We start from the raw sequence: 22735 nt of genomic DNA on the forward strand, positions 1-22735 counted from the left end.
AGAGCCTCGCCCGGCCACCAAGGGGCATGCTGCCGAACGCACAAAAAATCGGGCGGGCCACCAGGCCCGCCCGCACGCGTTACAGGGAGTCATTGATCGTCGAGGGGGTCATAGTCCTGCCAGCCCTCGTCGTCCAGCTCCTCCAGCTCGTCTTCCCAGGATTCCGGCTCCCACTCATCGTCGAGCTCGAAATCCGGCGTCTGCGTACCCATGCTCATTCTCCTTGGATAGTGCACCGGCCTTCAAAGTCTATCCAGAAAAATGGGGCTCGCCAGTGGTGCCGGTCAGAGCCTGATCAGGGTGCGCCCCGCTACCCGACCCTGGGTGATGGCCTCGGCGGCCTCCACCACCTGCTCCAGCCCGATCTCGGTGACCGCCTGGGCGAAGAAGCTGGCGGGCAGATCCCGCGCCAGTCGCTGCCAGGCCAGTTGACGGCGCGCCAGCGGGCACATCACCGAATCCACCCCCTGCAAGCGCACGTTGCGCAGGATGAAGGGCATGACGCTGGTGGGCAGATCGAAACCGCCCGCCAGGCCGCAGGCGGCCACGGCGCCGCCATAGTTCATCTGGGCCAGCAGCTTGGCCAGCACCTGACTGCCGACGGTGTCGACCGCACCGGCCCACAGCTGTTTCTCCAGCGGCTTGGCAGGCTCCAGCAGTTCGCTGCGCGGCACTATGCGGCTGGCACCCAACGCCGTCAGCATGGCGCCCTGCTCCTCGGGACGGCCGGTCAGGGCCGCGACGCGATAGCCCAGCGCAGACAGCAGGGCGACGGCTGTGGTGCCCACTCCACCGGCGGCACCTGTCACCAGCACCTCACCGCTGTCGGGGGTTATGCCCGCCTCTTCCAGCGCCAGCACGCAGAGCATGGCGGTGAGGCCGGCGGTGCCGATGCACATGGCTTGGCGCTCATCCAGCCCGGCCGGCAGCGGCACCAGCCAGTCGGCCTTGACCCGCGCCTGTTCGGCCATACCGCCCCAGTGTCCTTCCCCCACGCCCCAACCGGTCAGTACCACCTTGTCACCGCTCTGGTAGCGGCTGTCGGCCGACTCCAGCACAGTGCCGACGAAGTCGATGCCCGGCACCAGCGGCCACTGGCGCACTATCTTGCCCTTGCCGGTGATGGCCAGCCCGTCCTTGTAGTTGAGGGAGCTGTAGCTCACCGCCACCCGCACCTCCCCCGCCGGCAGTTGGCTCTCGGCCAGCTGGGTCAGAGTTGCCTTGGTCTTGCCATCTTGGTTGTCCAGTAACAGAGCCTTGAACATGCTTGCCTCTCGATGTTGTGACGTCACCCATCAGGTGCTTTGACGCCTTTGCAGTTGAAAATCCAGGGTCAGGGCCAGGCCGGCCACCGTCTCGCCTGCCAGCTGACGCAGGATGAGATCGGCCGCTTCCTGGCCCATCTGGTGATAGGGGATCCTGACCGAGGTGAGCGCCGGATAGCAGGCCCGTGCCACGTCCAGGTCGTCGAAACCGGCGATGGCGAGCTTGCCGGGCACGCTCAGGTGGCGGCGCTGGCACTCGAACAGCACGCCCGCCGCCAGCTCGTCGTTGACGCACACCAGCGCATCCAGCTCGGGCCAGCGCAGCAGAAACTCCCCCAGCATGGCCGCCCCCGTGCTGAAGCTCGGCAGTTCCGAGGTGTTGATGATGGCGTCGGGGGAGAGGTAGTTGTCCAGCAGCGCCTTCTGCCAGCCCTGCATGCGCTGTTGCAGCATCCACTGCTCCTGGCGGGCACAGAGAAAACCTATGTTGCGGTAGCCGCGCTCGATGAGGTGACGGGTCAGCTGATAGCCGGCATCGAAGTTGGAGACCCCCACGTTCATGTCGATGGGTTGGCGCGCCATGGCGCCCACCTCCACCACCGGCAGGCGGGCGGCCTTCAACCGGGTGCGTATGGTTTCGCCGGGATCGCCGCCAAACAGCACCACGGCGGCCGGGTTGTGCTGCAGGAAGTTGCTGAGCAGGCTCTCTTCCTGCCGCTTCAGGTGCTGGGCGTCCCCCAGCATGATCTGGTAGCCCTCGGCGAGCAGGGTCTGCTGCAGGCCGGCTATCATGTCGCCGCAGGCGCGCTCCGCCAGGCTGGGGACTATGACCACTATGGTCTGGGAGGTGGCGGAAGCCAGCGCCCCCGCCGCCCGGTTGGGGATATAGCCGAGTTCATCCACCGCCGCCTCGATGCGCTCGCGCATCTTGTCCGACACCAGCTCCGGAGTGCGCAGGGCGCGCGACACCGTCATGGCCCCCACCCCGGCCAGCTGGGCCACTTCGTTGAGGGTCACCCGACCCGTGCTACGGCGTTTCTTCGCTTCTGACATCCTTTCCCTTCCTCGGCATGCGGGTACTCACTTTAAGGCAAAAGTGCGGCACTGACTATTTGCTCAAGCCGGATTTTACCTCCTTCGACGGAGTGACGGGGCAAGATGAATCCCGCTCATGGTATAAATGATAGCGCTATCACAGATCGATGTTAGCGCTATCTGGTAGCGCTAACTTTCGAGATCCAGCTCACGGTTATCCACCGGCGAGATCGCTAGATTGGCGCCATCTCATCCAGCCGGACACTGCCATGCTGACTCAATTGCTGACCGAGGAGGTCATTTCCATCGAAGCGGGAGCCCGCGACTGGCGCCATGCCATCGAGCTCGCCACCGCTCCCTTGCTGGCCAACGGCACCATAGCGCCCTCCTATGTGGCGGCGCTGTTTCGCTCCCACGAGGAGCTCGGCCCCTACTACGTGCTGGGCCCGGGCCTGGCCATGCCCCACGCCCGCCCGGAAGACGGCGTCAACCGGCTGGGGCTGGCGCTGACGGTGCTGAAGGAGGGGGTCAACTTCGGCTCCGAGGGCAACGACCCGGTCCGGTTGCTCATCACCCTGGCCGCCAGCGACGGCAACTCCCACGTGGAGACCATAGCCCGGCTGGCCGAGCTGTTCATGAACGAAGAGGACGTGGCGGCCATCATGGCGGCCGACACCAAAGACGACATCCTGCGCATACTGGCGCGTTACTGAGCGGCGCCCTGCGCCCGACTGAGGAAAATGACAATGAACATTCTGGTTGTATGCGGACACGGCCTGGGCACCAGCCTGATGATGGAGATGAGCATCAAGAGCATCCTCAAGGAGCTGAGCGTCACCGCCGAGGTGGATCACCGGGATCTCGCCTCCGCCGGCAGCGAGACCGCCGACATCTTTATCGCCACTCGGGACATCGCCGAGCAGTTGCAATCCATGGGGGTCAACGGCCGGTTGGTCTCCCTGGACAACATGGTCGACAAGGCCGCCATGAAAGAAAGGCTCGCCACCGCCCTGCGCGAGCTGGGCGCACTCTAATCCTTTTGCAACTCTCTGGGCGGCCTGCGGGCCGCCCCTTTCCTCTGATTGGAGCTGACCATGGAATTTTTCAATTTTCTGATGTTTGACGTGCTGTCGGAGCCGGCCGTGCTGGTCGGCCTGATCGCCCTTATCGGCCTGATTGCCCAGAAGAAACCCGTGACCGAGTGCATCAAGGGCACGGTCAAGACCATCATGGGCTTCGTCATCCTGGGGGCCGGTGCCACCCTGGTGGTGAACTCGCTGGGCGACTTCGCCGCCATCTTCCAGCACGCCTTCGGCATCAAGGGGGTGGTCCCCAACAACGAGGCCATCGTCTCCATCGCCCAGCAGTCGTTCGGCAAGGAGATGGCGATGATCATGTTCTTCGCCATGCTGGTGAACATACTGATCGCCCGCCTCACCCCCTGGAAATTCATCTTCCTGACCGGTCACCACACCCTCTTCATGTCGATGATGGTGGCGGCCATCCTCTCCGCCGGCGGCATGAGCGGCATTCCGCTCATCGCGGTGGGCAGCCTGGTGGTCGGCGTGACCATGGTGCTGTTCCCGGCTCTCGCCCACCCCTACATGAAGCAGATCACCGGCTCGGACGACGTGGCACTCGGCCACTTCTCCACCTGCTCCTACGTGCTGGCCGGCTGGATCGGTGCCAAATTTGGCAACAAGGCCCACAGCAGCGAAGAGGTGCAGGTGCCCAAGAGCCTGCTGTTCCTGCGTGACACCCCGGTGGCCATCTCCTTCACCATGGGCATCATCTTCCTCATCACCTCCGCCTTCGCCGGGCCCGAGTTCGTCGCCAGCGTCGCCAAGGGCAAGCACTGGTTCATGTTCTCCCTGATGCAGTCCATCACCTTCGCCGCCGGGGTCTACGTCATCCTGCAGGGGGTGCGCATGGTCATCGCCGAGATAGTGCCGGCCTTCAAGGGGATCTCCGACAAGCTGGTGCCAAACGCCAAACCGGCGCTCGACTGCCCCATCGTCTTCCCCTACGCCCCCAATGCGGTGCTGATCGGCTTCCTGTCGAGCTTCGCCGCCGGCCTGGTGGGCATGGTGCTGCTCTATCTGCTGGGGCTCACCGTCATCATTCCGGGGGTGGTGCCGCACTTCTTCGTCGGCGCGGCGGCCGGTGTGTTCGGCAACGCCACTGGCGGCCGTCGCGGCGCCCTGCTGGGAGCCTTCGCCAACGGCCTGCTGATCACCTTCCTGCCGGTGTTCCTGCTGCCGGTGCTGGGGGATCTCGGCTTTGCCAACACCACCTTCAGCGATGCCGACTTCGGCGTGGTGGGCATACTACTGGGCCTGATAGTGCGCTGAGGCCGCTTCGACCAGATAGTCAGCAGGCGCGGTCTATGGGCCGCGCCTGTTGCTTGCGGCAGCCTCACCCCATCGACGCCGAAAATATGTGCAAACACAGTGCGTTGGATCGGATTTTCAGCCCACAGCGGCAGCATCTGACGGGGGAGTGCGATATGCTGATGCGCTGACGTTCCACCCGACCTCACCCGAGGCCTCTTCCATGAAATACCTGGTAGTACAAACCAAACAGATAGGAGATGTGCTGATCTCCACCGCACTGTGCAACAACCTCAAGCAGCACGACCCCGCCGGGGAGGTTCACTATCTGGTCATGGATTACTGCGCGGGGATGGCGGAGGGGAATCCCAACATAGATCGCTTGATCGTCATCGAGAAGGCGCGCCGCAACGAGTGGCGCTACATGAAAGAGTTGCTGCTGGGCATTCGCCGCGAGCGCTATGACGTGGTGATCAACAGCCAGGGCCAGATGATAGGCCTGCTCACCTGCCTCATCTCGGGGGCAACACTGCGGATCGGCTTCGACTCCTTCCCCTGGCGACTCGGCCACAACCGCATAGTGCGCTTTCGCCACGACACCGAACATCAGGGCAACAGCACCCTGGTGGATGACAGGTTCTCGCTGCTAAAGCCCCTGGGGCTCGCCAAGGAGGATCGCAACTACTATCTCTGGCTGAGTGAAGCGGAGAAGCAACGGGGACGGGAGACACTGCAGGCCGCCGGCATAGATACGGGCAGGCCGCTGATCGCCATGGGGGTCAACTCCCTTGGGCACTACAAGCGCTGGCCCATCGACTGTTTCGCCGAGGTCGCGCGCTGGCTCATCGAGCAGCACCACGCCCAGATCCTGATCTACTGCGGCCCTGGGGAGGAAGAGTACAACCGCAGCCTGAAGCCCTTGCTGCCAGAGACGCTGCAGACCAGCGTGTTTGACCGCATACAGACCCGCTCGGTGCGGGAATTGGCAGGGCTCATCGCCCACTGCCAGCTGTTCGTCGGCAACGACACAGGTCCGCGGCATATCGCGCAGGCGCTGGACATACCGCTGCTGACCATAGTCTCTCCCCTGGGGCACTCCGCCATCGCCAATCCCGTCTCTCATCCCCGCTATCGATTCATCGATACCAACCATCAGGATGCGCAGCAGGAAGTCCTGGCCGTTCAACACCAGCTGAGCATGCTCTGGGACGAAGTGACGCAGCCCCATGGCAAACCGGAAGAGCCGACCCCCGACCTTATGCCAGTCGGGTAGTCGACAGCGTCGGGTCGTCACTTCCTCAGACGGAAGAACTCCTTCTGCCACTCATAGAGGTATCCGGACCACCCCTTGGACTTGGCCCGCAGGAAGATGAGGCCGGATGAGCGCTTCCAGCTGTGCTGGAACCAGTGCGTCATGTAGCGCTCCGCAGCGGGCTCAAAGTGAATCGCTTCCCCCTGATAGTTGTAAAAGTAATGAACCGGGGCGATCAGGGCGGCATCGCCGGACTGTGCCAGCTTGTCTGCCACCAGTCTGGTCATGATCTCGGGCCCCATGTACATGGGGGAAGACATGATCTCCTCTTCATAGAACCGCACCAGCTCGGACAACATCACCGACTCTTTCCTGGCGTAGATGACAGCGGTGCCGACCAGCCGATCGGACTCGTAGCCTGCGCCAAACGCCACTGACTCGAAGAGCGGGAAGGGATCCTGGTTGATGGTGACATCGGTATCCAGATAGAGACCCCCTTCCTGGGCGAGGATCTTGAGGCGCAGGTAATCGGTCACGAAGGCCAGCAAACCCCGTCGGTAGCACTCCCGTGCAAAGGTGCACTCCTGGATCCAGCGCTTTATCTGCGGGTCCGTATCCAGCCACAGCTTGTAGTCGTAACCCTGCTTTCGCCAGTCGTCGATGCACACATGGGCCAGAGGAGGCAGCCGGTTGCCCAGCCAGATGGCGTGAATGGTTTTATTGGTCGCGCTCATGACTTGCCCCCGCAGTGCTTCATGTTCCACAGGGTCATTCTGATGAACCGGTAGAAGCGGTACAACTCACGGGTCAATTTGAACCCCAGCGGCACCTTCTTCAGTTCGACCTGATTCTGGATATCGCTGCCCATGTCCCGCGGACTGTAGATGGCATAGGGGATAAGGCCGGTGCAGATGAGGCCGGTACGATAGGACTCACCGATGAAGTTGTCGACCGAACAGAGCCACCGCTTGCTGTGCGCCAGCAGGCGGCGAGCCCCCTGGGGCGAGATGCTGTAACCCGTGGTCCAGCAGGAGTTGTTGTGCCAGAACATCAGCTGCATGTTGTCTATGGTGGTCAGTGCGGTGGCCGACCCGACCTGGGGTTCCACCTTCACATACTCATACTGCTCGTGGACCTTGGGCAGGGTCCCCAGCACCTCTTCAAAATACTGGGTAGGCAGGAAGTCATCTTCCAGAATCAGGATGGGCTCATTGAGTTCGACGCACTTTTCCCACAACAGGAAGTGGCTGGCATAACAGCCCTTCTCCCCCGGGGTCAACGGTCGGCTCCTGAAACGGATCCTGTGCTGGTCATCCGGCAAGGCCTGCAACCGCTCAGGGAGACCTTCAAAGCCATTCACCGCATTGAAAAACTCGAAATCGATGCCTCTGGCCGCCAGGACGGACTCGACGCGACTGCGCCGCTCGACGGCCCGCTCCAGACTAATGACGTAAATTTTCATGACCTTCCCTTGCAAACTGCTTCAGTTCTCCATGCAGTGCAACCGAGTAGATGGCGCCCATGAAGACGCTGAATACCCACTGCCCGGAGCGCATGTAGAAAAAGGATTCGAAGTTGTTGATGATGAGCCAATAGATGATGAAAGAGATGGTCAGCATCTTGATGAAACGTGAAGAACTCGAACAGGACAACACCTGACGGGCCACGGTGAAGAGTGTGCCATAGAGCACCAGGAACCCGGCGATCCCCCAGCACACCAGAGTCTCCATGTTGGAGTTGTGCAGATGACGGAACTCCTGGGTGATGTAGTCCGGCAGGGTCTTGGACAGGGTAATGACCAGTGATTGACTGCCATAGCCGGTACCGAAGAGCGGGTGTGCCAGGAACCACTGGATGGCCTCCAGCCAGGTCCTCAGCCTGACTCCTATGCTGAAATCCTGCACCTCGGTCCAGTTGCCCGTCAAGATGGCATGCAGATCCCCTTGATGCCCAAAGCCTGACAGCAGCCTCTCCCTGATGAATGGGACCTGATAAAGGGCCAGCACGGTCACCAGCAAGATGGCATAGGTCATGACCACCTTGCGTGTTGGCCAATGCTCACCATCCCCCAGCAAGGGAAGAATGGCCAGGGAGACCGAGATGGCCAGCCAGGACTGGCGGGATTGCAAAATGATGGAGAAGACGCCGAACAGCACTATGCCGAGCAGTATGCCCCCATTGATCAGCGACAGTTTCCTGAATTTTGAGGTGAGCAGCAACAGGGCAAAAAACAGGAAACAGGCCCCCGCGATCAGGGAGCCATGTTGGGCATTGCGGTAATTGAAATCCACCCTGGCACCGTCGAGCCCCGTCTCGAAGATGGAGAAAAAGGCCGAGTGGTAGGCAAAGGTGAAGACCACCCCGACGCAGAAGGTCAGCAAGGTGATAACGATGCGGCGAGTGTCCCCCTTCAGCCAGTAGGCGAGGCCGATGAAGAAGAAGAGGTAGGCCATCGACTTCACCGAAGGGTACTTGAGGGCATAGTCATGGACATAATATCGCGATGACACCCAGCTCAGGCACTGTATCACCACGGCCAGACAGAGCAGTTGAAAGACTCTGTTTTTTATGAAAAAAGCCCTGTCCACATAGAATGCCAGCAGAGTCGCGAAGACGATGATGGTCTGGCAGACGTCGGCGATCAGCTGTATCGAATCCTTGAACAGGGTGTAACCCAGAATATTCAGGAAGATGAAGCTGCTGAACGCCTTGCCGTGAAAAAAGCCGAGGAAATCGTGATTCGTCGACAAGGCCTGATCTTTCATCCCGAGCAATGTGTATTTTCCCATCAAGATTTTCTGAAGACATAGTTGCCACGGATCTTGCGCCACAACCCGAACATGTCGGTGCGGGGGAAGATGGCGATCCGGCGGATCTGGAGCGGATCCCGATGCATGGCCCTGGGGCCGCTGTTGGTGGCCACAGCATAGCGGTAGCCTGCGGCACAGGCCTCGGCTTTCGCGCTCTCGTTCAGATCCCCGTAAGGGTAGGCAAACGACAGGAGCGGCTGGCCAAGCAGCCGTTCCAGCCTCTCCTTGTTGGCCCGGATCTCCTGGGCCTGCTGTTCGGGAGCCAGCGTGCTGAGGCGCGGGTGCGTCAGGGTGTGGCCACCGATCTCCACGTGACCGGAGGCCACCAGCGCCTTGATCTCGTCGCCATTCATCAGGGCCACAGGCGTATCGGGGTGGGTCGGATGCTCCACGTCCCAGCGATTGTGATCCTCGCCGGTCACTATGTACACCACCGCCTTGTAACCATATTTTTCCAGCAGGGGCAGCATGCGGGTGAGGTTGTCCCGATAACCGTCGTCGACGGTGATCATCAGGTACTTCTTGCCGTATTGCAGCCGGTGGATAAACCCTTTCTCTGCCAGATCGGCGAACGTCAGGCTCTCGTAACCCAGCCACTTCATCAGCTTGAGGTGTTTCTCGAACATGGCGATGGGCAGCCAGGTGCCGTGCACCCCCTTCTCGCTCTCCTGCTCGATGAAGCGGTGATACATGATGACCGGCATCTCCCGGCGCAGGGTCTCGACCACGGCATCCTGATAGATGGACTCGAGCCCGCTCACCACCTCCTGCAAGTCATACTCCTGCCGGATGCGCTGACGCAGGCTGTCCGGCGCGCTCTTGCTCGCGAGCGCAGGGGCTATCTGCCCCTTCAGCGCGGCAAAATCGATGGCCAGATCGCTGGGCCCTATGTCGCCGAAGTTGCTGGCCAGCGCCTCGTCCAGATTCTGTTCGGTCACCAGCCCGATGGCCTTGGCCTCGCCGATGGCAAACGCCGGACGGCCGCACAGCAGGGCTTCCATCGCCACCCGGCCGGCGCCGATCACCAGATCGCACTGTGCCAGCAGGGCGGGCACATCATCCACATAGCCGACGAAATCGGCCTTGTCCTGGAAGCGGGCAAAGCGCTCCGGCACTCGGGTGCCGCTGACGACACGGACTTGGCTGGCGTCCAGATCCAGCACCTCGTCCAGCAGGCGATAGCAGAGCTCCCCCTTGGGGCCGCTCAGTCGCCCTATGATGGCGATCACCGGCTTGGGATTATCCGGCGCAGGCACAGGCTGGAATTTGTCGGTTTCTATGCCGTTGCGCAGCACCTGCACCATGGCGGGATCCACCCCCAGGTTGTCGATGATCTGGCGGGCGATATCTTCACAAACGGCAACCGCCCGATAGCCAAGGGCATGGAAGGCCTTGCGGGAGGCATGCACCGGCTGACGACCATGAACTGTGGTGATCATGGGGGTGCCGGTCAGCTTGCAGGCCACGTAGCTGCTCCAGCCGGAGGCGCGGGAGTGGGCATGGACCAGCTGGATGTGGTGCTTCCTGATGAGATAGATGAGGTAAAACACATGCCAGAAGCGGCGCAGTATGCTGCGTTTGTTGAACCTCAGCTTGAATACGGGCCCTTGCGTGGGCTTGGTCAGGGTATCTGACACGTAAAAGACGTTGTGACCACGCCGGGTCAGCTCGTTGCCGACCGTGGTGGCATAGACCTCAGCTCCCGTGACTTCGAGCTGGGAGAGTGCCATCAATATGTTCATGCAAGCGCATCCGATCGACGGGCGGCCAGGGCCGCCCGTCAGAGGGGGATCAAGCCCGGTTCAACCAGGCCATGTAATCGGCCACGCCTTCGGCGACAGTCTTGAACTCGCCGTCATAACCGACGCCACGCAAGCGGGTGAGATCGGCCTGGGTGAAGCTCTGATAGCGACCCTTGAGGTGATCCGGGAAGGGGATGTACTCGATGGCGCCTTGCTGGTGATGCTTGATCACGGCCTCGGCCACGTTCTGGAACGGCTCGGCACGGCCGGTGCCGCAGTTGAAGATGCCGGAGTGCTGCGGGTTCTGCCAGAACCAGAGGTTCACCTTGCAGACGTCGTCCACATAGATGAAGTCGCGCATCTGGCCGCCATCCGGGAAGCCGTCGCAGCCCTCGAACAGCTTGGGATTGTCCCCTTGCTTCACCTGGTTGTTGAGGTGGAAGGCGACGGAGGCCATGGAACCCTTGTGCTGTTCGCGCGGACCGTAGACGTTGAAGTACTTCAGGCCCACCACCTGGGAGTCGATCTCCGGCAGCCAGCGGCGCACGTATTGATCGAACAGCTGCTTGGAGTAGCCATAGACGTTCAACGGCTGCTCGAACTTGGGATCTTCGATGAAGTTGTCGTTGCGGCCGCCATAGGTCGCGGCGGAGGAGGCATAGATGAAGGGAATTTCCCGCTCGATGCAGTAGTGGAACAGATCCTTGGAGTACTCGTAGTTGACCTCCATGATGAACTTGCCGTTCCACTCGGTAGTCGCAGAGCAGGCACCTTCGTGGAAGATCACCTCGATGCCGCCATCCCACTCTTCAAACTCGTCACCGGAGACGATCCGCGCCTGGAACTCGTCCTTGTCCATGTAGTCGGCGATGGTGAGATCGACCAGGTTGACGAACTTGGTGCCGTCGGTCAGGTCGTCGATGACCACGATATCGGTCCGTCCTTGAGCGTTCAGCTGCTTGACCAGATTGCTGCCGATAAAGCCAGCACCGCCAGTTACTACGATCATGGAGTTTGCCTCGCGTACGTTGATGGCCCCGTGTGACTGCCTGTTAAAGCTGTGTATAGTGGGCCAATTTGAAATTGCCGAAAAGTTTATCACGGGCCGCCAGGGGATTCGACCTCGGCGCACAGGGCCCGGCAGAGGGATCAGTGATGAAGACCAGAGACAGGATCATCCACAGCGCCACCGAGCTGTTCAACGATCAGGGTGAACGCAACATCACCACCAACCACATTGCCGCCCATCTCGGCATCAGCCCGGGCAACCTTTACTACCACTTCCGCAATAAAGAAGACATCATCCACTCCATCTTCGATCAGTACGCCCGCCATCTGAGCGAGAGCTTCACTCCGGCCCGCAGCCACGAGATCAAGCTGGAAGATCTGATGGGTTATCTGGATGCCATCTTCTATCTGATGTGGCAGTTCCGCTTCTTCTACGCGAATCTGCCGGACATCCTGAGTCGCGACGAACCCTTGCAGCACAAGTACCTCAAGGCCCAGGAGCAGCTGCGCGCCGCCGTGGAGGCGCTGCTGAGGAGCCTGCGCGAGGGTGGCATCATAGACGTCAGCGACGAAGACCTGCCGGATCTCGGCCAGACCATCAAGATGGTGGTCACCTGCTGGATCCCCTTCCAGATTGCCCAGGCGCCCCATACCCGCATCACCAAGCCCTTGCTTTATCAGGGGGTCTTGCGGGTGCTATTCCTGCTGCGCCCCTATGTCCAGCCCCAGGTGATCGCCCAGATCCGCCAACTGGAGCAGCACTACCACCAACTGGCCCAACCAGCAGGGTGAGATCTGTTTCACAATTGTTGAATATCAGCATAATAATTTGAATTGGTGCGCAACGATTGCAGTAAAATGTTGCCCATTCCAGGGTCTGTCGAGGTTTCGTCACGACCGCGACGACGTCAGTCCGTGCACCTCGCACGGCCCAAGATCCTGATAACACAGTCGACACAGTCAATGAGGACCGAGGATGTCTAACGGATTCTATCGTCACCTGGCCGAACAGCTCGAACAGGTCAAGGCGGAAGGGCTATACAAGCAGGAACGCATCATCACCTCGGCTCAGCAGGCCCAGATTGCGGTGGGCGGCGAGCAGGTTCTGAACTTCTGTGCCAACAACTACCTGGGGCTGGCCAACCACCCGGATCTGATCGCCGCCGCCCATCAGGGGCTCGACAGCCACGGCTTCGGCATGGCCTCGGTGCGCTTCATCTGCGGCACTCAGGATCAGCACAAGGTGCTGGAGCAGAAGCTGTCCGCCTTCCTCGGCACCGAGGACAGCATCCTCTACTCCTCCTGTTTCGATGCCAACGGCGGTCTGTTCGAGACCCTGTTCGGCGCCGAAGACGCCATCATCTCAGATGCACTCAACCACGCTTCCATCATCGACGGCGTGCGGCTGTGCAAGGCCAGGCGCTATCGCTACGCCAATAACGACATGGCCGAGCTGGAAGCCCAGCTCAAGCAGGCCAATACCGACGGCGCCCGCTTCAAGCTGATCGCCACCGACGGCGTCTTCTCCATGGACGGTGTCATCGCAGACCTCAAATCCATCTGCGATCTGGCCGACAAGTACGATGCCCTGGTGATGGTGGATGACTCCCACGCGGTGGGCTTCATCGGCGAGAACGGCCGCGGCACCCACGAATACTGCGACGTGCTGGAGCGGGTCGACATTATCACAGGCACCCTGGGCAAGGCGCTCGGCGGCGCCTCCGGCGGCTACACCTCCGGCAAGAAAGAGGTGATCGACTGGCTGCGTCAACGCTCCCGTCCCTACCTCTTCTCCAACTCCCTGGCGCCCTCCATCGTCTCGGCCACCATCAAGGTGATCGACATGCTGGCCGATGGCCACGCCCTGCGTGCCCAGTTGAAAGAGAACAGCGAGTACTTCCGCACCCGGATGAGCGCCGCCGGCTTCACCCTGGCCGGTGCCGATCACGCCATCATTCCGGTCATGCTGGGGGATGCCAAGCTGGCCGCCGAGATGGCGAGCCGCATGCTGGCCGCCGGCATCTACGTGGTGGGCTTCTCCTTCCCCGTGGTGCCCAAGGGCCAGGCCCGCATCCGTACCCAGATGTCTGCCGCCCATACCCGCGAGCAGCTGGACAAGGCCATCGATGCCTTCATCCGCATCGGCCGCGAGCTCGGTGTGATTTGATCACATGGCTAGCTGATTAAAACGGGGGCCAAGGTTGGGCCCCATTTTATTACCCTCTGTACCCGGCACAGCGCCGTGAGGAATCTGTCATGAAAGCACTCTCCAAACTCAAATCCGAAGCCGGCATCTGGATGACGGACGTCCCGGCTCCCGAGCTCGGCCACAACGATCTGCTGATCAAGATCCGCAAGACCGCCATCTGCGGCACCGACATGCACATCTACAACTGGGACGAGTGGGCCCAGAAGACCATACCCGTGCCCATGGTGGTCGGTCACGAGTATGTGGGAGAGGTGGTCGCCGTCGGCCAGGAAGTGCGCGGCTTCGCCATCGGCGATCGCGTCTCCGGCGAAGGCCACATCACCTGCGGCCACTGCCGCAACTGCCGCGCCGGTCGCACCCACCTGTGCCGCAACACCATAGGGGTCGGCGTCAACCGCCCGGGCTCCTTCGCCGAATACCTGGTGATCCCGGCCTTCAACGCCTTCAAGCTGCCGGACAACATCCCCGACGAGCTGGCCGCCATCTTCGATCCGTTCGGCAACGCCGTGCATACCGCCCTCTCCTTCGATCTGGTGGGTGAAGACGTGCTCATCACCGGCGCCGGCCCCATCGGGATCATGGCTGCCGCCGTCTGCCGCCATGTGGGCGCCCGTCACGTGGTGATCACCGACGTCAACGAATACCGGCTGGAGCTGGCCCGCAAGATGGGCGCCACCCGCGCCGTCAACGTGGCCAAGGAGAAGCTCTCCGACGTGATGGCCGAGCTCGGCATGACCGAAGGCTTCGACGTGGGGCTGGAGATGTCCGGCGTGCCCAGCGCCTTCCAGGACATGATCGACAAGATGAACCACGGCGGCAAGATCGCCATGCTCGGCATTCCCCCCTCCACCATGGCCATCGACTGGAACAAGGTGATCTTCAAGGGACTGTTCATCAAGGGGATCTACGGCCGCGAGATGTTCGAGACCTGGTACAAGATGGCCAGCCTCATCCAGTCTGGACTGGATCTCAGCCCCATCATCACCCATCACTTCCACATCGATGACTTCCAGCAGGGCTTCGAAGCCATGGGTTCAGGCAAGTCCGGCAAGGTGATCCTGAACTGGGATTGAGAAGCCTGGACAACTGCTTGTGGATAGGTGCGAAGGCCCGGTCCAGCACCGGGATCCTGAGTGGAGACAAGTCAGCCTTTTTCACGGCTGAATGCAAAAACCCGGCGAAAGCCGGGTTTCTTTTTGCCCTTGCCTTGCCTGCTGCCCCTGCCGCCGCAGAAACTTTGTTCGCAGATTGCTTAACACTTCACACACAAGCGTTTAAATGCCTGTAACTATTCGGTTATAATCCCGTCGTTTTCTAGGGATAATAAGAGCCTGCTGGGAGTACATGAGCGTGTTGAAAAAACTGAGCTATTTGCTGGCTGCCGGGATGGCGGCCGCCACCCTGTCCGGCGCCGTCCTTGCCGCCGATGAGATGTCGACGGAAGCCATCGCCGAGCGCATAGCCCCGGTCGGCCAGGTCTACACCGCCAAGGATCTGGAAGGCATTGCGACCGCAGCGGCCGCCCCTGCTGCTGCCTCGTCCGGCCCTCGGGATGGCGAGACAGTGTTCAAGGGCGCCTGCTTTGCCTGCCACGATACCGGCGCGGCCGGCGCGCCCAAGCGCGGGGACAAGGCCGCCTGGGAACCACGCATCGCCCAGGGGTTCGACACCCTGCGCAAGCATGCCATCGAAGGCTTCACCGGCAAGGCCGGCATGATGCCGGCACGGGGTACTTGCGCGGCCTGTAGTGACGAAGAGATCGAAAACGCCATTCACTACATGATCGACAAGCTCTAAGTGGTTGAAAGGGCTTCTATAGCAGCCCTTTCAATCCAATCACTTCCGACTACGCTTGTAGATGAGTTAATTCGGGAGTGTTGCATGTCAGTCCAGCCCCTCACACCGCCAGATCCCCCCCCCTTGCTGGCGGTCGTTTCTTCCATCATGGATTTTCCCGCGCCCGGCATCGCCTCTCCTGAGGACTACGCCAGACTGGTAGAGCAGCTGGGCAGACTCTGCCCCCTGCAGCACTTTGCCATGCTGGGGCTGGCCGATGGCGGCCTGCACTGGTTGTATGAACATCGGCTGCCCGAGGCGTTCAAGCAGCAACTGGGGCGTGAAGGGCCTCGTCTCACCGAACAGCTCACCCGGCTCGATGAACATCAGGGATGGTGCGTGCAGGCGGTGGAGCACTATGAGGTGCAATGGCTGCTGGCCCGCGGCGCCCCCGAACAGACCCCGACCCTGAGACTGCTGCTGGAGTGTCTGGCCAAGCGCCTGCACGAAACCCAGACCGGCACCCAGCTGGCGGGGCAGGCGTCCCCCCTCATGCAACGGGATCCCCAATGGCAGCAGAAGATTGAAAAAATCAGCCGTATCATGCGGTTGGCCCACAACCTGCCGCAGCATGCCCTGTTTTCCCAGCTTGAGGCCGTGCTGCGCCAGATGCTGGCCGTCAATGACATGCTGCTGGTCCGCCTCGACAACTCGCGGCTGGAGAAACTCTATCCGATGCGGCTTGCCTATGCTGACGACGTCATCAGGGCCCTGTGCCACAGCACCAACAGCATAGAGCGCAGCGAGGCCGGATTGTTCTGGTACAGCCTGCCACTGCGTCAGCAGCAGCAGTATTTCGCCCACCTCATCATCAATACTGCCCAGCCCCTGGAAGCCGATGACAGGCTGTTCCTCGACTTCCTGCGCCACCAGTTGACCCTGCTGCTTGAGCTCACGAGAGTCAGGCAGCAGCTGGATGAACTCAACTCGGAAGAGTCCATCAACCAGCGGCTCCAGCAGTTGCGCCAGACCAACCTGCGGTTGCAGAAACGACTCAGGCATCATCAGGAGCTGGAGCGGCGACTCCAGTTCAATGCGCTGCACGACCCGCTGACCCAGTTGCCGAACCGGGCCCTGCTGATGAACCACCTCCATCACGCCATGACCCGTTACCGCCGTTACCAGACGGCCGGCTTCACCCTGATCTTCGCCGACGTTGATCATTTCAAGCAGGTCAATGACGCCCTGGGCCACAGTGCCGGTGACCAGCTGCTGCAGGAGCTGGCCAAGCGCCTGCAGAGCTGCATCCGGCAAAATGACATGGTGGCCAGGCTGGGGGGCGACGAGTTCGTCATCTATCTGGACAACAGTCAGCAGGAGGAGGACGTCAGCCCCGTACTCAACCGCATTGTAGGCCGCATCGCCCACCCGTTCCGGCTTCAGGGCAATGAGCTGACCGTGACCGTCAGCCTGGGGGTGGCCAGTGTGTCGGAGCAGACCACGGACATCAGCGAGCTGCTGCACCAGGCCGATCTCGCCATGTACCAGGCCAAGCGCAACGGCCGCAGTCGCATCGTCATGTACTCAGACGCCTGCATGGAGCACTCGGGCTCGCCGGAGGAGCGGCTGTTCAGGGCATTGCGGGAAGGGCGGATTGTCCCCTACTTCCAGCCCGTGATCAGGCTGTGTGACAGCCGCCTGGTCGGTCTGGAGGTGATGGCGCGCTGGATAACGGAGGAGGGGGAGCTCAAGGATGCATTCGACTTCATTCCTCTGGCCGAGCAGTGCGGCCTCATTCAGGATCTGGATCGCCAGATCCTCAGACGCACCTGCCAGCAGTTGAAGAGCTGGCTGCAGCTCTCGGGGGGCGGCCGCTTCAAGATATCGCTCAACCTGTCCGGCAAGCACCTGGCCAGCCGCGAACAGATTATGGCGCTGGTCCACATCATGGAGGAGGAGGGGGTGATACCCGGCTACTTCATCTTCGAATTCAACGAGCGGGAGCTCTCTAGGCAGAGTGCCGACTCCCTCACCTCGCTCCATGAGCTCAGGGCCAAGGGGATCCAGATCAGCCTCGACGACTTCGGGACCGGTTTCTCCTCCCTCAATGCCCTGTTCCACTTCCCGGTGGACTACATCAAGGTGGATGACAGCTTCACCCATCGCATGCTGAACTCCCCCAAGGATCTGGCGCTGATCCGTGCCATGCGGGACATCTGTCAGGATCTCGACTTCACCCTGGTGGTCGAGGGCATAGAGAACCAGCAGCAACTGCAGAAGCTGATCGAGCTGGGCTGCGCCCTGGGGCAGGGGCGCCACATCTCCCCGCCGCTGCCAGGATCCGACATCATACCGCTGCTCGCAGAGCCCCCGGCCTAGCCTTCTCTCAATCCTTCTTGAACAGGGCCCTCAGGTTGGCAACGCCGACCTGCCCCTTCTGCTGGCGCTCCTCGGCCGTCACCTTCTTCTGGTTCTCCCACTCCAGATCGTCCTGGGGCAGCTCCAGCAGGAAACGGCTCGGCTCGGGGCGCACCGACTCGCCATACTGACGCCGCTCCTTGCAGAGGGTGAAAGTCAGTTCGGTCTGGGCCCGGGTGATACCCACGTAGGCGAGACGGCGCTCCTCCTCCACGTTGTCCTCGTCGATGCTGGTCTGGTGGGGCAGCAAGCCCTCTTCCATTCCCACCATGTAGACATAGGGGAACTCCAGCCCCTTGGAGGCGTGCAGTGTCATCAGCTGCACCTGATCCGCATCGTCCTCCCCCTCGTTGCGCTCCATCATGTCCCGCAGGGTGAGGCGAGTGACCACCTGAGCGAGCGTCATGGCCTCCTCCAGCTCGTCCCCCTCCAGCATCTCGGTGATCCAGCGATAGAGGGTGGATACGTTCTGCATCCGCATCTCGGCCGCCTTCGGGCTGGGGGAGGTCTCATAGAGCCACTCCTCGTAGTGGATCTCCTTGATCATGTCCCGCACCGCCTCCACCGGGTTGCCTCGCAGCGCCTGATCGCCGAGCCGCACCAGCCAGTTGGTGAAGGCCTGCAGGGCCACGAGGCCACGGCCGGAGAGGTGCTGCTCCAGCCCCAGCTCGAAGCTGGCGGCAAACAGGCTCTTGCCGCGCTGGTTGGCGTATTGCCCCAGCTTCTCGAGGGTGGTGGGGCCGATTTCCCGGCGCGGCAGATTGACCACCCGCAGGAAGGCGGTGTCTTCGTCCGGATTCACCAGCAGCTTGAGGTAGGCCATGATGTCCTTGATCTCGGTGCGGGAGAAAAACGAGGTGCCACCGGAGATGCGATAGGGAATGCGGTTGGTCATCAGCGCCTTCTCGAAGATGCGCGACTGATGGTTGCCCCGGTAGAGGATGGCGTAATCCTTGAACCGGGTGCGGTTCATGAACTTGTGGCCCATCATCTCGGCGGCGATCCGCTCCGCCTCGTGCTCCTCGTTCTTGGCGAACAGCACCTTGACCGGCACCCCGTAGTCGAGCTCGGAGAAGAGCGCCTTGTCGAACACATGGGGGTTGTTGGCGATCAATATGTTGGCGCACTTGAGGATGCGCCCCTTGGAGCGGTAGTTCTGCTCCAGCTTGATGAGCTTGAGGCTGGGGAAATCCTCGTTCAGCAACACCAGGTTCTGCGGCTTGGCACCGCGCCAGGAGTAGATGGACTGATCGTCATCCCCCACCACGGTGAAGCGGGCCCGCTCGCCGACGATCTGTTTCACCAGCTCGTACTGGCTGGTGTTGGTGTCCTGATACTCATCGACCAGCAGGTAGCGGATCTTGTTTTGCCAGCGGGTCCGAACCTCCTCGTTGTTCTTCAGCAGCAGGGTCGGCATCACGATGAGGTCATCAAAATCCAGCGCGTTGTAGGCCACCATCTGACGGTGATAGCGCTCGTAGAGCTGGGCCATCAGCACCTCTTCCGGCCCTCGGGCGATGCGCATGGCGCGCGCCGGCAGGATGAGGTCGTTCTTCCAGTTGGAGATCTGGCTGATGAGGGCCGACAGCTTGTCCTTGTCGTTGTCGAGCTCAGCCTCAGTCAATTCTTTCAGCAGCGCCAGCTGGTCGGTATCGTCGAACAGGGAGAAGTTCGCCTTGAGATTCAGGCTCTTGTGCTCGCGACGTATGATCTCGAGCCCCAGGGTATGGAAGGTGGAGACCATGAGCCCCCGCGCCTCCTTGCGGCCCAGGGTCTGGCCGACCCGCTCCTTCATCTCCCTCGCCGCCTTGTTGGTAAAGGTCACAGCGGCGATGTTGCGGGCGTTGTAGCCGCACTGCTGCACCAGATAGGCGATCTTGTTGGTGATGACGCGGGTCTTGCCCGATCCGGCACCCGCCAGCACCAGGCAAGGGCCGGAGACAAACTTGACCGCTTCGTTCTGATTGGGGTTGAGCTTCATGGGCCGGATCTCTTGGCTTATGATGAGGGGCGGCATTGTAACAGAGATCCCGCGGGCAGCCGAAACCGGACACAGGATCCCGCCACTTCGCCTTGTGTTTGCCCGTCATTTTCCGGATCATGGCCGACTTTTCCAGAGGAGGTGAGGGGAGCATGAATCAGCAACAGCACGCCCAATTGCGTAGCCAGTTTCCGGCCCTGGCACAGGAGGTGAACGGCCACCCTCTGATCTATCTGGACAACGCCGCCACCACCCAGAAGCCGCAGGCGGTGCTGGACGCCATCGCTCACTACTATCGGGCCGACAACGCCAACGTGCACCGCGCCGCCCATGCCCTGAGCGGCCGCGCCACCCGCGCCTTCGAGGCGGCCCGCGAGACGGTCGCCCGCTTTATCAATGCGCCCCGCAGCCACGAGGTGATCTGGACCCGCGGCACCACCGAGGCGATCAATCTGGTGGCCCAGAGCTGGGGCATGAGCGAACTCAAGGCAGGGGACGAGATCGTCCTCAGCACCCTGGAGCACCACGCCAACATAGTCCCCTGGCAGTTGATTGCCGAACGCACCGGCGCCATCATTCGGGTCATTCCGCTGGATAAGCGCGGGGATCTGGATATGGAGGCTTACCTGGCCATGCTGGGGCCGCGCACCCGGCTGGTGAGCGTGGCCCACGTCTCCAATGCCCTCGGCACCGTCAATCCGATCACCCGGATGGTGGCTGCCGCCAAGGCGGTTGGCGCCCTGACGCTGATCGACGGCGCCCAGGCGGTGGCCCACCTCGAGGTAGATGTGCAAGCCATAGGCTGCGACTTCTACGCCTTCTCCGGTCACAAGCTCTACGGCCCGACCGGTATCGGCGTGCTCTGGGGCAGAACCGGATTGCTGGAGCGGATGCCGCCCTGGCAGGCGGGGGGCGAGATGATCGACAGAGTCAGTTTCAGCGGCACCACCTTCAACGCCCTGCCCTTCAAGTTCGAGGCGGGGACCCCCCATATCGCCGGGGCCATTGGCCTGGCTGCCGCCATCGACTTTATCAGGACCCAAGACAGGGCTGCGCTGGTGCGCCACGAACAGGCACTCACCGACCATCTGGTCGCTGGCCTGCGCCAGGTGCCGGGCCTGCGCCTCATCGGGGAACCAGCACAACGGGCAGGCGCCGTCTCCTTCCTGCTGGACGACATCCACCCCCAGGATGCCGCCACCCTGCTCGACATGCAGGGCATAGCACTGCGAGTCGGCCATCACTGCGCCATGCCGTTGATGGACAGCCTCGGTATAGGCGGCACCCTGCGGGTCTCCCTGGCCTGTTACAACAACCGGGACGATGTGGAAGCCCTGCTGGCGGCCCTGCACAAGTTAAGTGATTTCTTCTAAGGCAGACAATCGAATGAGTGACCTCGCAACCTATACCCGGATCGGCCTTGAGCCCGACGCTGACAGCATCCGCCAGCAGTTTGCCGCCGCACCTGGCTGGGAGAACCAGTACCGCCTCATAATCCAGCTCGGCAAACAGCTGCCTGCACTGCCCGGTGAGTGGCAACAGGAAGAGAACCGCCTGAAAGGGTGCGAAAGCCAGGCCTGGCTGAAGGGAGAGAAAAGCGAGGATGGTTGCTGGCACTTTGCCTGCGACTCCGATGCCCGCATCGTGCGCGGGCTGATCGTCATCGTGCTGGCGGCGCTCAACCACCAATCCGCAGAGGTGATTCAGGCCTTTGATATGGAAGCCTATTTCACCGAACTTGGGCTGGAGAAACACTTGAGCCCGTCACGGGGCAACGGGCTCAGGGCAATCGTGCTGGCGATCCGGGAGCTGGCAGCCTAACCCCCATTGTTCAGTGGTCGATCAGGCTTCGCTAATCGACCCTGTGTCTTCATTCCCGGCCTCTTTCTCGGCGCGGGCGCCCCGCTCGGCAATCTTCTTCAAGACCCGGGACGCGGCCACCAGACCGAAGGTCGCCGTCACCGGCGTCACGGCGCCAAAGCCGGAGGCGCAATCCATCTTCATGTTGCCGTCGCTGGCCGCCTTGGCCTGACAAGTGCCGCCATTGCCATCGGGATAGCTCAGCTGCTCGGTCGAAAAGACACACTCCACTCCGAACTTGCGAGCCGGATTCTTGCTGAAGTTGTGCAACCGGCGCAGGTCGGATCGCACCTTGGCCGCCAGCGGATCCTGAATGGTCTTGGCCAGATCCGCCACTGTGATTTGGGTCGGATCCATCTGCCCGCCGGCACCGCCCGCTACGATCACCGGGATCTTGTTGCGCTTGCAGAAGGCAATCAGCGCCACCTTGGCCTTGACCGAGTCGATGGCGTCCACCACATAGTCAAACTCCCGCTTGATATGCTCGGCCAGGTTGTCAGCAGTAACGAAATCGTCCACCTCGATCACTTCGCAATCCGGATTGATGGCGCGAATGCGCTCGGCCATCACCTCGGTCTTGAGGCGACCGACCGTCCCCTGCATGGCGTGGATCTGGCGATTGGTGTTGGTGATGCAGATATCATCCATGTCGATCAGGGTGATCTGGTTGATACCGGCGCGGGCCAGCGCCTCCGCCGCCCAGGAGCCGACCCCGCCTATCCCCACCACACAGACCTTGGCCTGGCTGAAGGAACCAAGGGCGCGCTGACCATAAAGACGGGCAATGCCCCCGAATCGCTGTAGATATTCTGCTTTCATATCACCACCTTGCTTGAGGGCGGCCATTATAGCGGCAACCACGGTCAGCGGCGATGATCGGGTGAAAATGGTGTCGAGGCGAGGGGGAAATGCGTGCAGTGTCGGCATGCTTGAAACGAAAAAAAGCCCAGTCTTTCGACTGGGCTTTCTAAATAGTGGCGGAGCGGACGGGACTCGAACCCGCGACCCCCGGCGTGACAGGCCGGTATTCTAACCGACTGAACTACCGC

21 protein-coding genes are annotated in these 22735 nt (G+C 61.6%); 11 read left to right on the forward strand and 10 right to left on the reverse strand.

Features of this window, described 5'->3' with window-relative positions:
- Positions 1-89: 89 nt before the first annotated feature.
- From AC3WR3_RS20180 to AC3WR3_RS20190, 3 genes are all read right to left on the reverse strand, one after another.
- Positions 90-212, reverse strand: coding sequence for a hypothetical protein (locus tag AC3WR3_RS20180; protein WP_080675028.1), 123 nt, complete (start codon positions 210-212; stop codon positions 90-92).
- 72 nt (positions 213-284) lie between these two features.
- Positions 285-1265, reverse strand: coding sequence for an acrylyl-CoA reductase (NADPH) (acuI, locus tag AC3WR3_RS20185; RefSeq protein ID WP_202048082.1), 981 nt, complete (start codon positions 1263-1265; stop codon positions 285-287).
- Between the two features lie 30 nt (positions 1266-1295).
- Positions 1296-2318: a LacI family DNA-binding transcriptional regulator gene (locus tag AC3WR3_RS20190; RefSeq protein WP_492293200.1), complete on the reverse strand. Its 1023-nt coding sequence runs from the start codon at positions 2316-2318 to the stop codon at positions 1296-1298.
- Between the two features lie 251 nt (positions 2319-2569).
- Here AC3WR3_RS20190 and AC3WR3_RS20195 point away from each other — a divergent pair, with 251 nt between their 5' ends.
- The 4 genes from AC3WR3_RS20195 (at position 2570) to AC3WR3_RS20210 (ending at position 5903) form a co-directional block, all read left to right on the forward strand.
- Entirely contained in the window at positions 2570-3013 is a 444-nt protein-coding gene (locus AC3WR3_RS20195; protein ID WP_247627779.1) for a PTS sugar transporter subunit IIA, read from the forward strand.
- A gap of 33 nt (positions 3014-3046) precedes the next feature.
- Entirely contained in the window at positions 3047-3334 is a 288-nt protein-coding gene (locus AC3WR3_RS20200) for a PTS sugar transporter subunit IIB (RefSeq protein ID WP_265436764.1), read from the forward strand.
- Between the two features lie 60 nt (positions 3335-3394).
- Positions 3395-4651: a PTS ascorbate transporter subunit IIC gene (gene ulaA, locus AC3WR3_RS20205; protein ID WP_016349012.1), complete on the forward strand. Its 1257-nt coding sequence runs from the start codon at positions 3395-3397 to the stop codon at positions 4649-4651.
- Positions 4652-4853: 202 nt separating this feature from the next.
- Positions 4854-5903, forward strand: coding sequence for a glycosyltransferase family 9 protein (locus AC3WR3_RS20210; protein ID WP_492293202.1), 1050 nt, complete (start codon positions 4854-4856; stop codon positions 5901-5903).
- A gap of 17 nt (positions 5904-5920) precedes the next feature.
- Here AC3WR3_RS20210 and AC3WR3_RS20215 read toward each other — a convergent pair whose 3' ends face one another.
- Genes AC3WR3_RS20215 through rfaD form a run of 5 tightly spaced genes read right to left on the reverse strand, consistent with a single transcriptional unit; the run spans position 5921 to position 11443 of the window.
- On the reverse strand, positions 5921-6616 hold the full coding sequence (locus AC3WR3_RS20215) for a glycosyltransferase family 32 protein (protein ID WP_139437806.1): 696 nt from the start codon (positions 6614-6616) through the stop codon (positions 5921-5923).
- Positions 6613-7344: a glycosyltransferase family 25 protein gene (locus AC3WR3_RS20220; RefSeq protein ID WP_492293204.1), complete on the reverse strand. Its 732-nt coding sequence runs from the start codon at positions 7342-7344 to the stop codon at positions 6613-6615. Before AC3WR3_RS20220 ends, AC3WR3_RS20215 begins: the two co-directional genes overlap by 4 nt.
- The gene (locus AC3WR3_RS20225) at positions 7325-8632 is read right to left on the reverse strand and encodes an O-antigen ligase family protein (protein WP_492293206.1); all 1308 of its coding nucleotides are present in this window, start codon (positions 8630-8632) and stop codon (positions 7325-7327) included. The genes AC3WR3_RS20220 and AC3WR3_RS20225 overlap by 20 nt, the downstream gene beginning before the upstream one ends.
- A gap of 38 nt (positions 8633-8670) precedes the next feature.
- A complete protein-coding gene (locus AC3WR3_RS20230; protein ID WP_492293208.1) occupies positions 8671-10434 on the reverse strand; it encodes a bifunctional glycosyltransferase family 4 protein/polysaccharide deacetylase in 1764 nt (587 codons plus the stop codon).
- A gap of 49 nt (positions 10435-10483) precedes the next feature.
- Positions 10484-11443 carry an ADP-glyceromanno-heptose 6-epimerase gene (rfaD, locus tag AC3WR3_RS20235; RefSeq protein ID WP_025325251.1) on the reverse strand — a complete coding sequence of 320 codons (960 nt, stop codon included), beginning with the start codon at positions 11441-11443 and terminating at the stop codon, positions 10484-10486.
- Positions 11444-11589: 146 nt separating this feature from the next.
- On the opposite strand from rfaD, the gene AC3WR3_RS20240 reads away from it, so the two are divergent.
- The 5 genes from AC3WR3_RS20240 to AC3WR3_RS20260 all read left to right on the forward strand — a co-directional run bounded on the left by AC3WR3_RS20240 (position 11590) and on the right by AC3WR3_RS20260 (position 17806).
- Positions 11590-12234: a TetR/AcrR family transcriptional regulator gene (locus AC3WR3_RS20240; protein WP_025325250.1), complete on the forward strand. Its 645-nt coding sequence runs from the start codon at positions 11590-11592 to the stop codon at positions 12232-12234.
- A gap of 184 nt (positions 12235-12418) precedes the next feature.
- On the forward strand, positions 12419-13609 hold the full coding sequence (locus AC3WR3_RS20245) for a glycine C-acetyltransferase (RefSeq protein ID WP_492293211.1): 1191 nt from the start codon (positions 12419-12421) through the stop codon (positions 13607-13609).
- An 89-nt stretch (positions 13610-13698) separates the two neighbouring features.
- Positions 13699-14724 carry an L-threonine 3-dehydrogenase gene (gene tdh / locus AC3WR3_RS20250; RefSeq protein ID WP_043132655.1) on the forward strand — a complete coding sequence of 342 codons (1026 nt, stop codon included), beginning with the start codon at positions 13699-13701 and terminating at the stop codon, positions 14722-14724.
- 271 nt (positions 14725-14995) lie between these two features.
- Positions 14996-15448 carry a c-type cytochrome gene (locus tag AC3WR3_RS20255; RefSeq protein WP_162519260.1) on the forward strand — a complete coding sequence of 151 codons (453 nt, stop codon included), beginning with the start codon at positions 14996-14998 and terminating at the stop codon, positions 15446-15448.
- Between the two features lie 84 nt (positions 15449-15532).
- A complete protein-coding gene (locus AC3WR3_RS20260) occupies positions 15533-17806 on the forward strand; it encodes a putative bifunctional diguanylate cyclase/phosphodiesterase (protein ID WP_492293213.1) in 2274 nt (757 codons plus the stop codon).
- 7 nt (positions 17807-17813) lie between these two features.
- On the opposite strand, the gene rep is transcribed toward AC3WR3_RS20260, so the two are convergent.
- Positions 17814-19826, reverse strand: coding sequence for a DNA helicase Rep (rep, locus tag AC3WR3_RS20265; RefSeq protein WP_492293215.1), 2013 nt, complete (start codon positions 19824-19826; stop codon positions 17814-17816).
- Positions 19827-19978: 152 nt separating this feature from the next.
- Between rep and AC3WR3_RS20270 the strand changes: the two genes are divergently transcribed.
- Complete coding sequence (locus AC3WR3_RS20270) at positions 19979-21199, forward strand: aminotransferase class V-fold PLP-dependent enzyme (protein WP_454010609.1); 1221 nt, start codon at positions 19979-19981, stop codon at positions 21197-21199.
- Between the two features lie 13 nt (positions 21200-21212).
- Positions 21213-21647 (forward strand): SufE family protein, encoded by a 435-nt coding sequence (locus tag AC3WR3_RS20275; protein ID WP_492293217.1) that lies wholly within the window; start codon positions 21213-21215, stop codon positions 21645-21647.
- Between the two features lie 21 nt (positions 21648-21668).
- Here the strand turns inward: AC3WR3_RS20275 and tcdA are convergent, their stop codons facing one another.
- Positions 21669-22505: a tRNA cyclic N6-threonylcarbamoyladenosine(37) synthase TcdA gene (tcdA, locus tag AC3WR3_RS20280; protein ID WP_492293219.1), complete on the reverse strand. Its 837-nt coding sequence runs from the start codon at positions 22503-22505 to the stop codon at positions 21669-21671.
- Between the last annotated feature and the right edge of the window lie 230 nt (positions 22506-22735).

It is taken from the genome of Aeromonas sp. EU05-FHT14A05 (assembly GCF_058791175.1).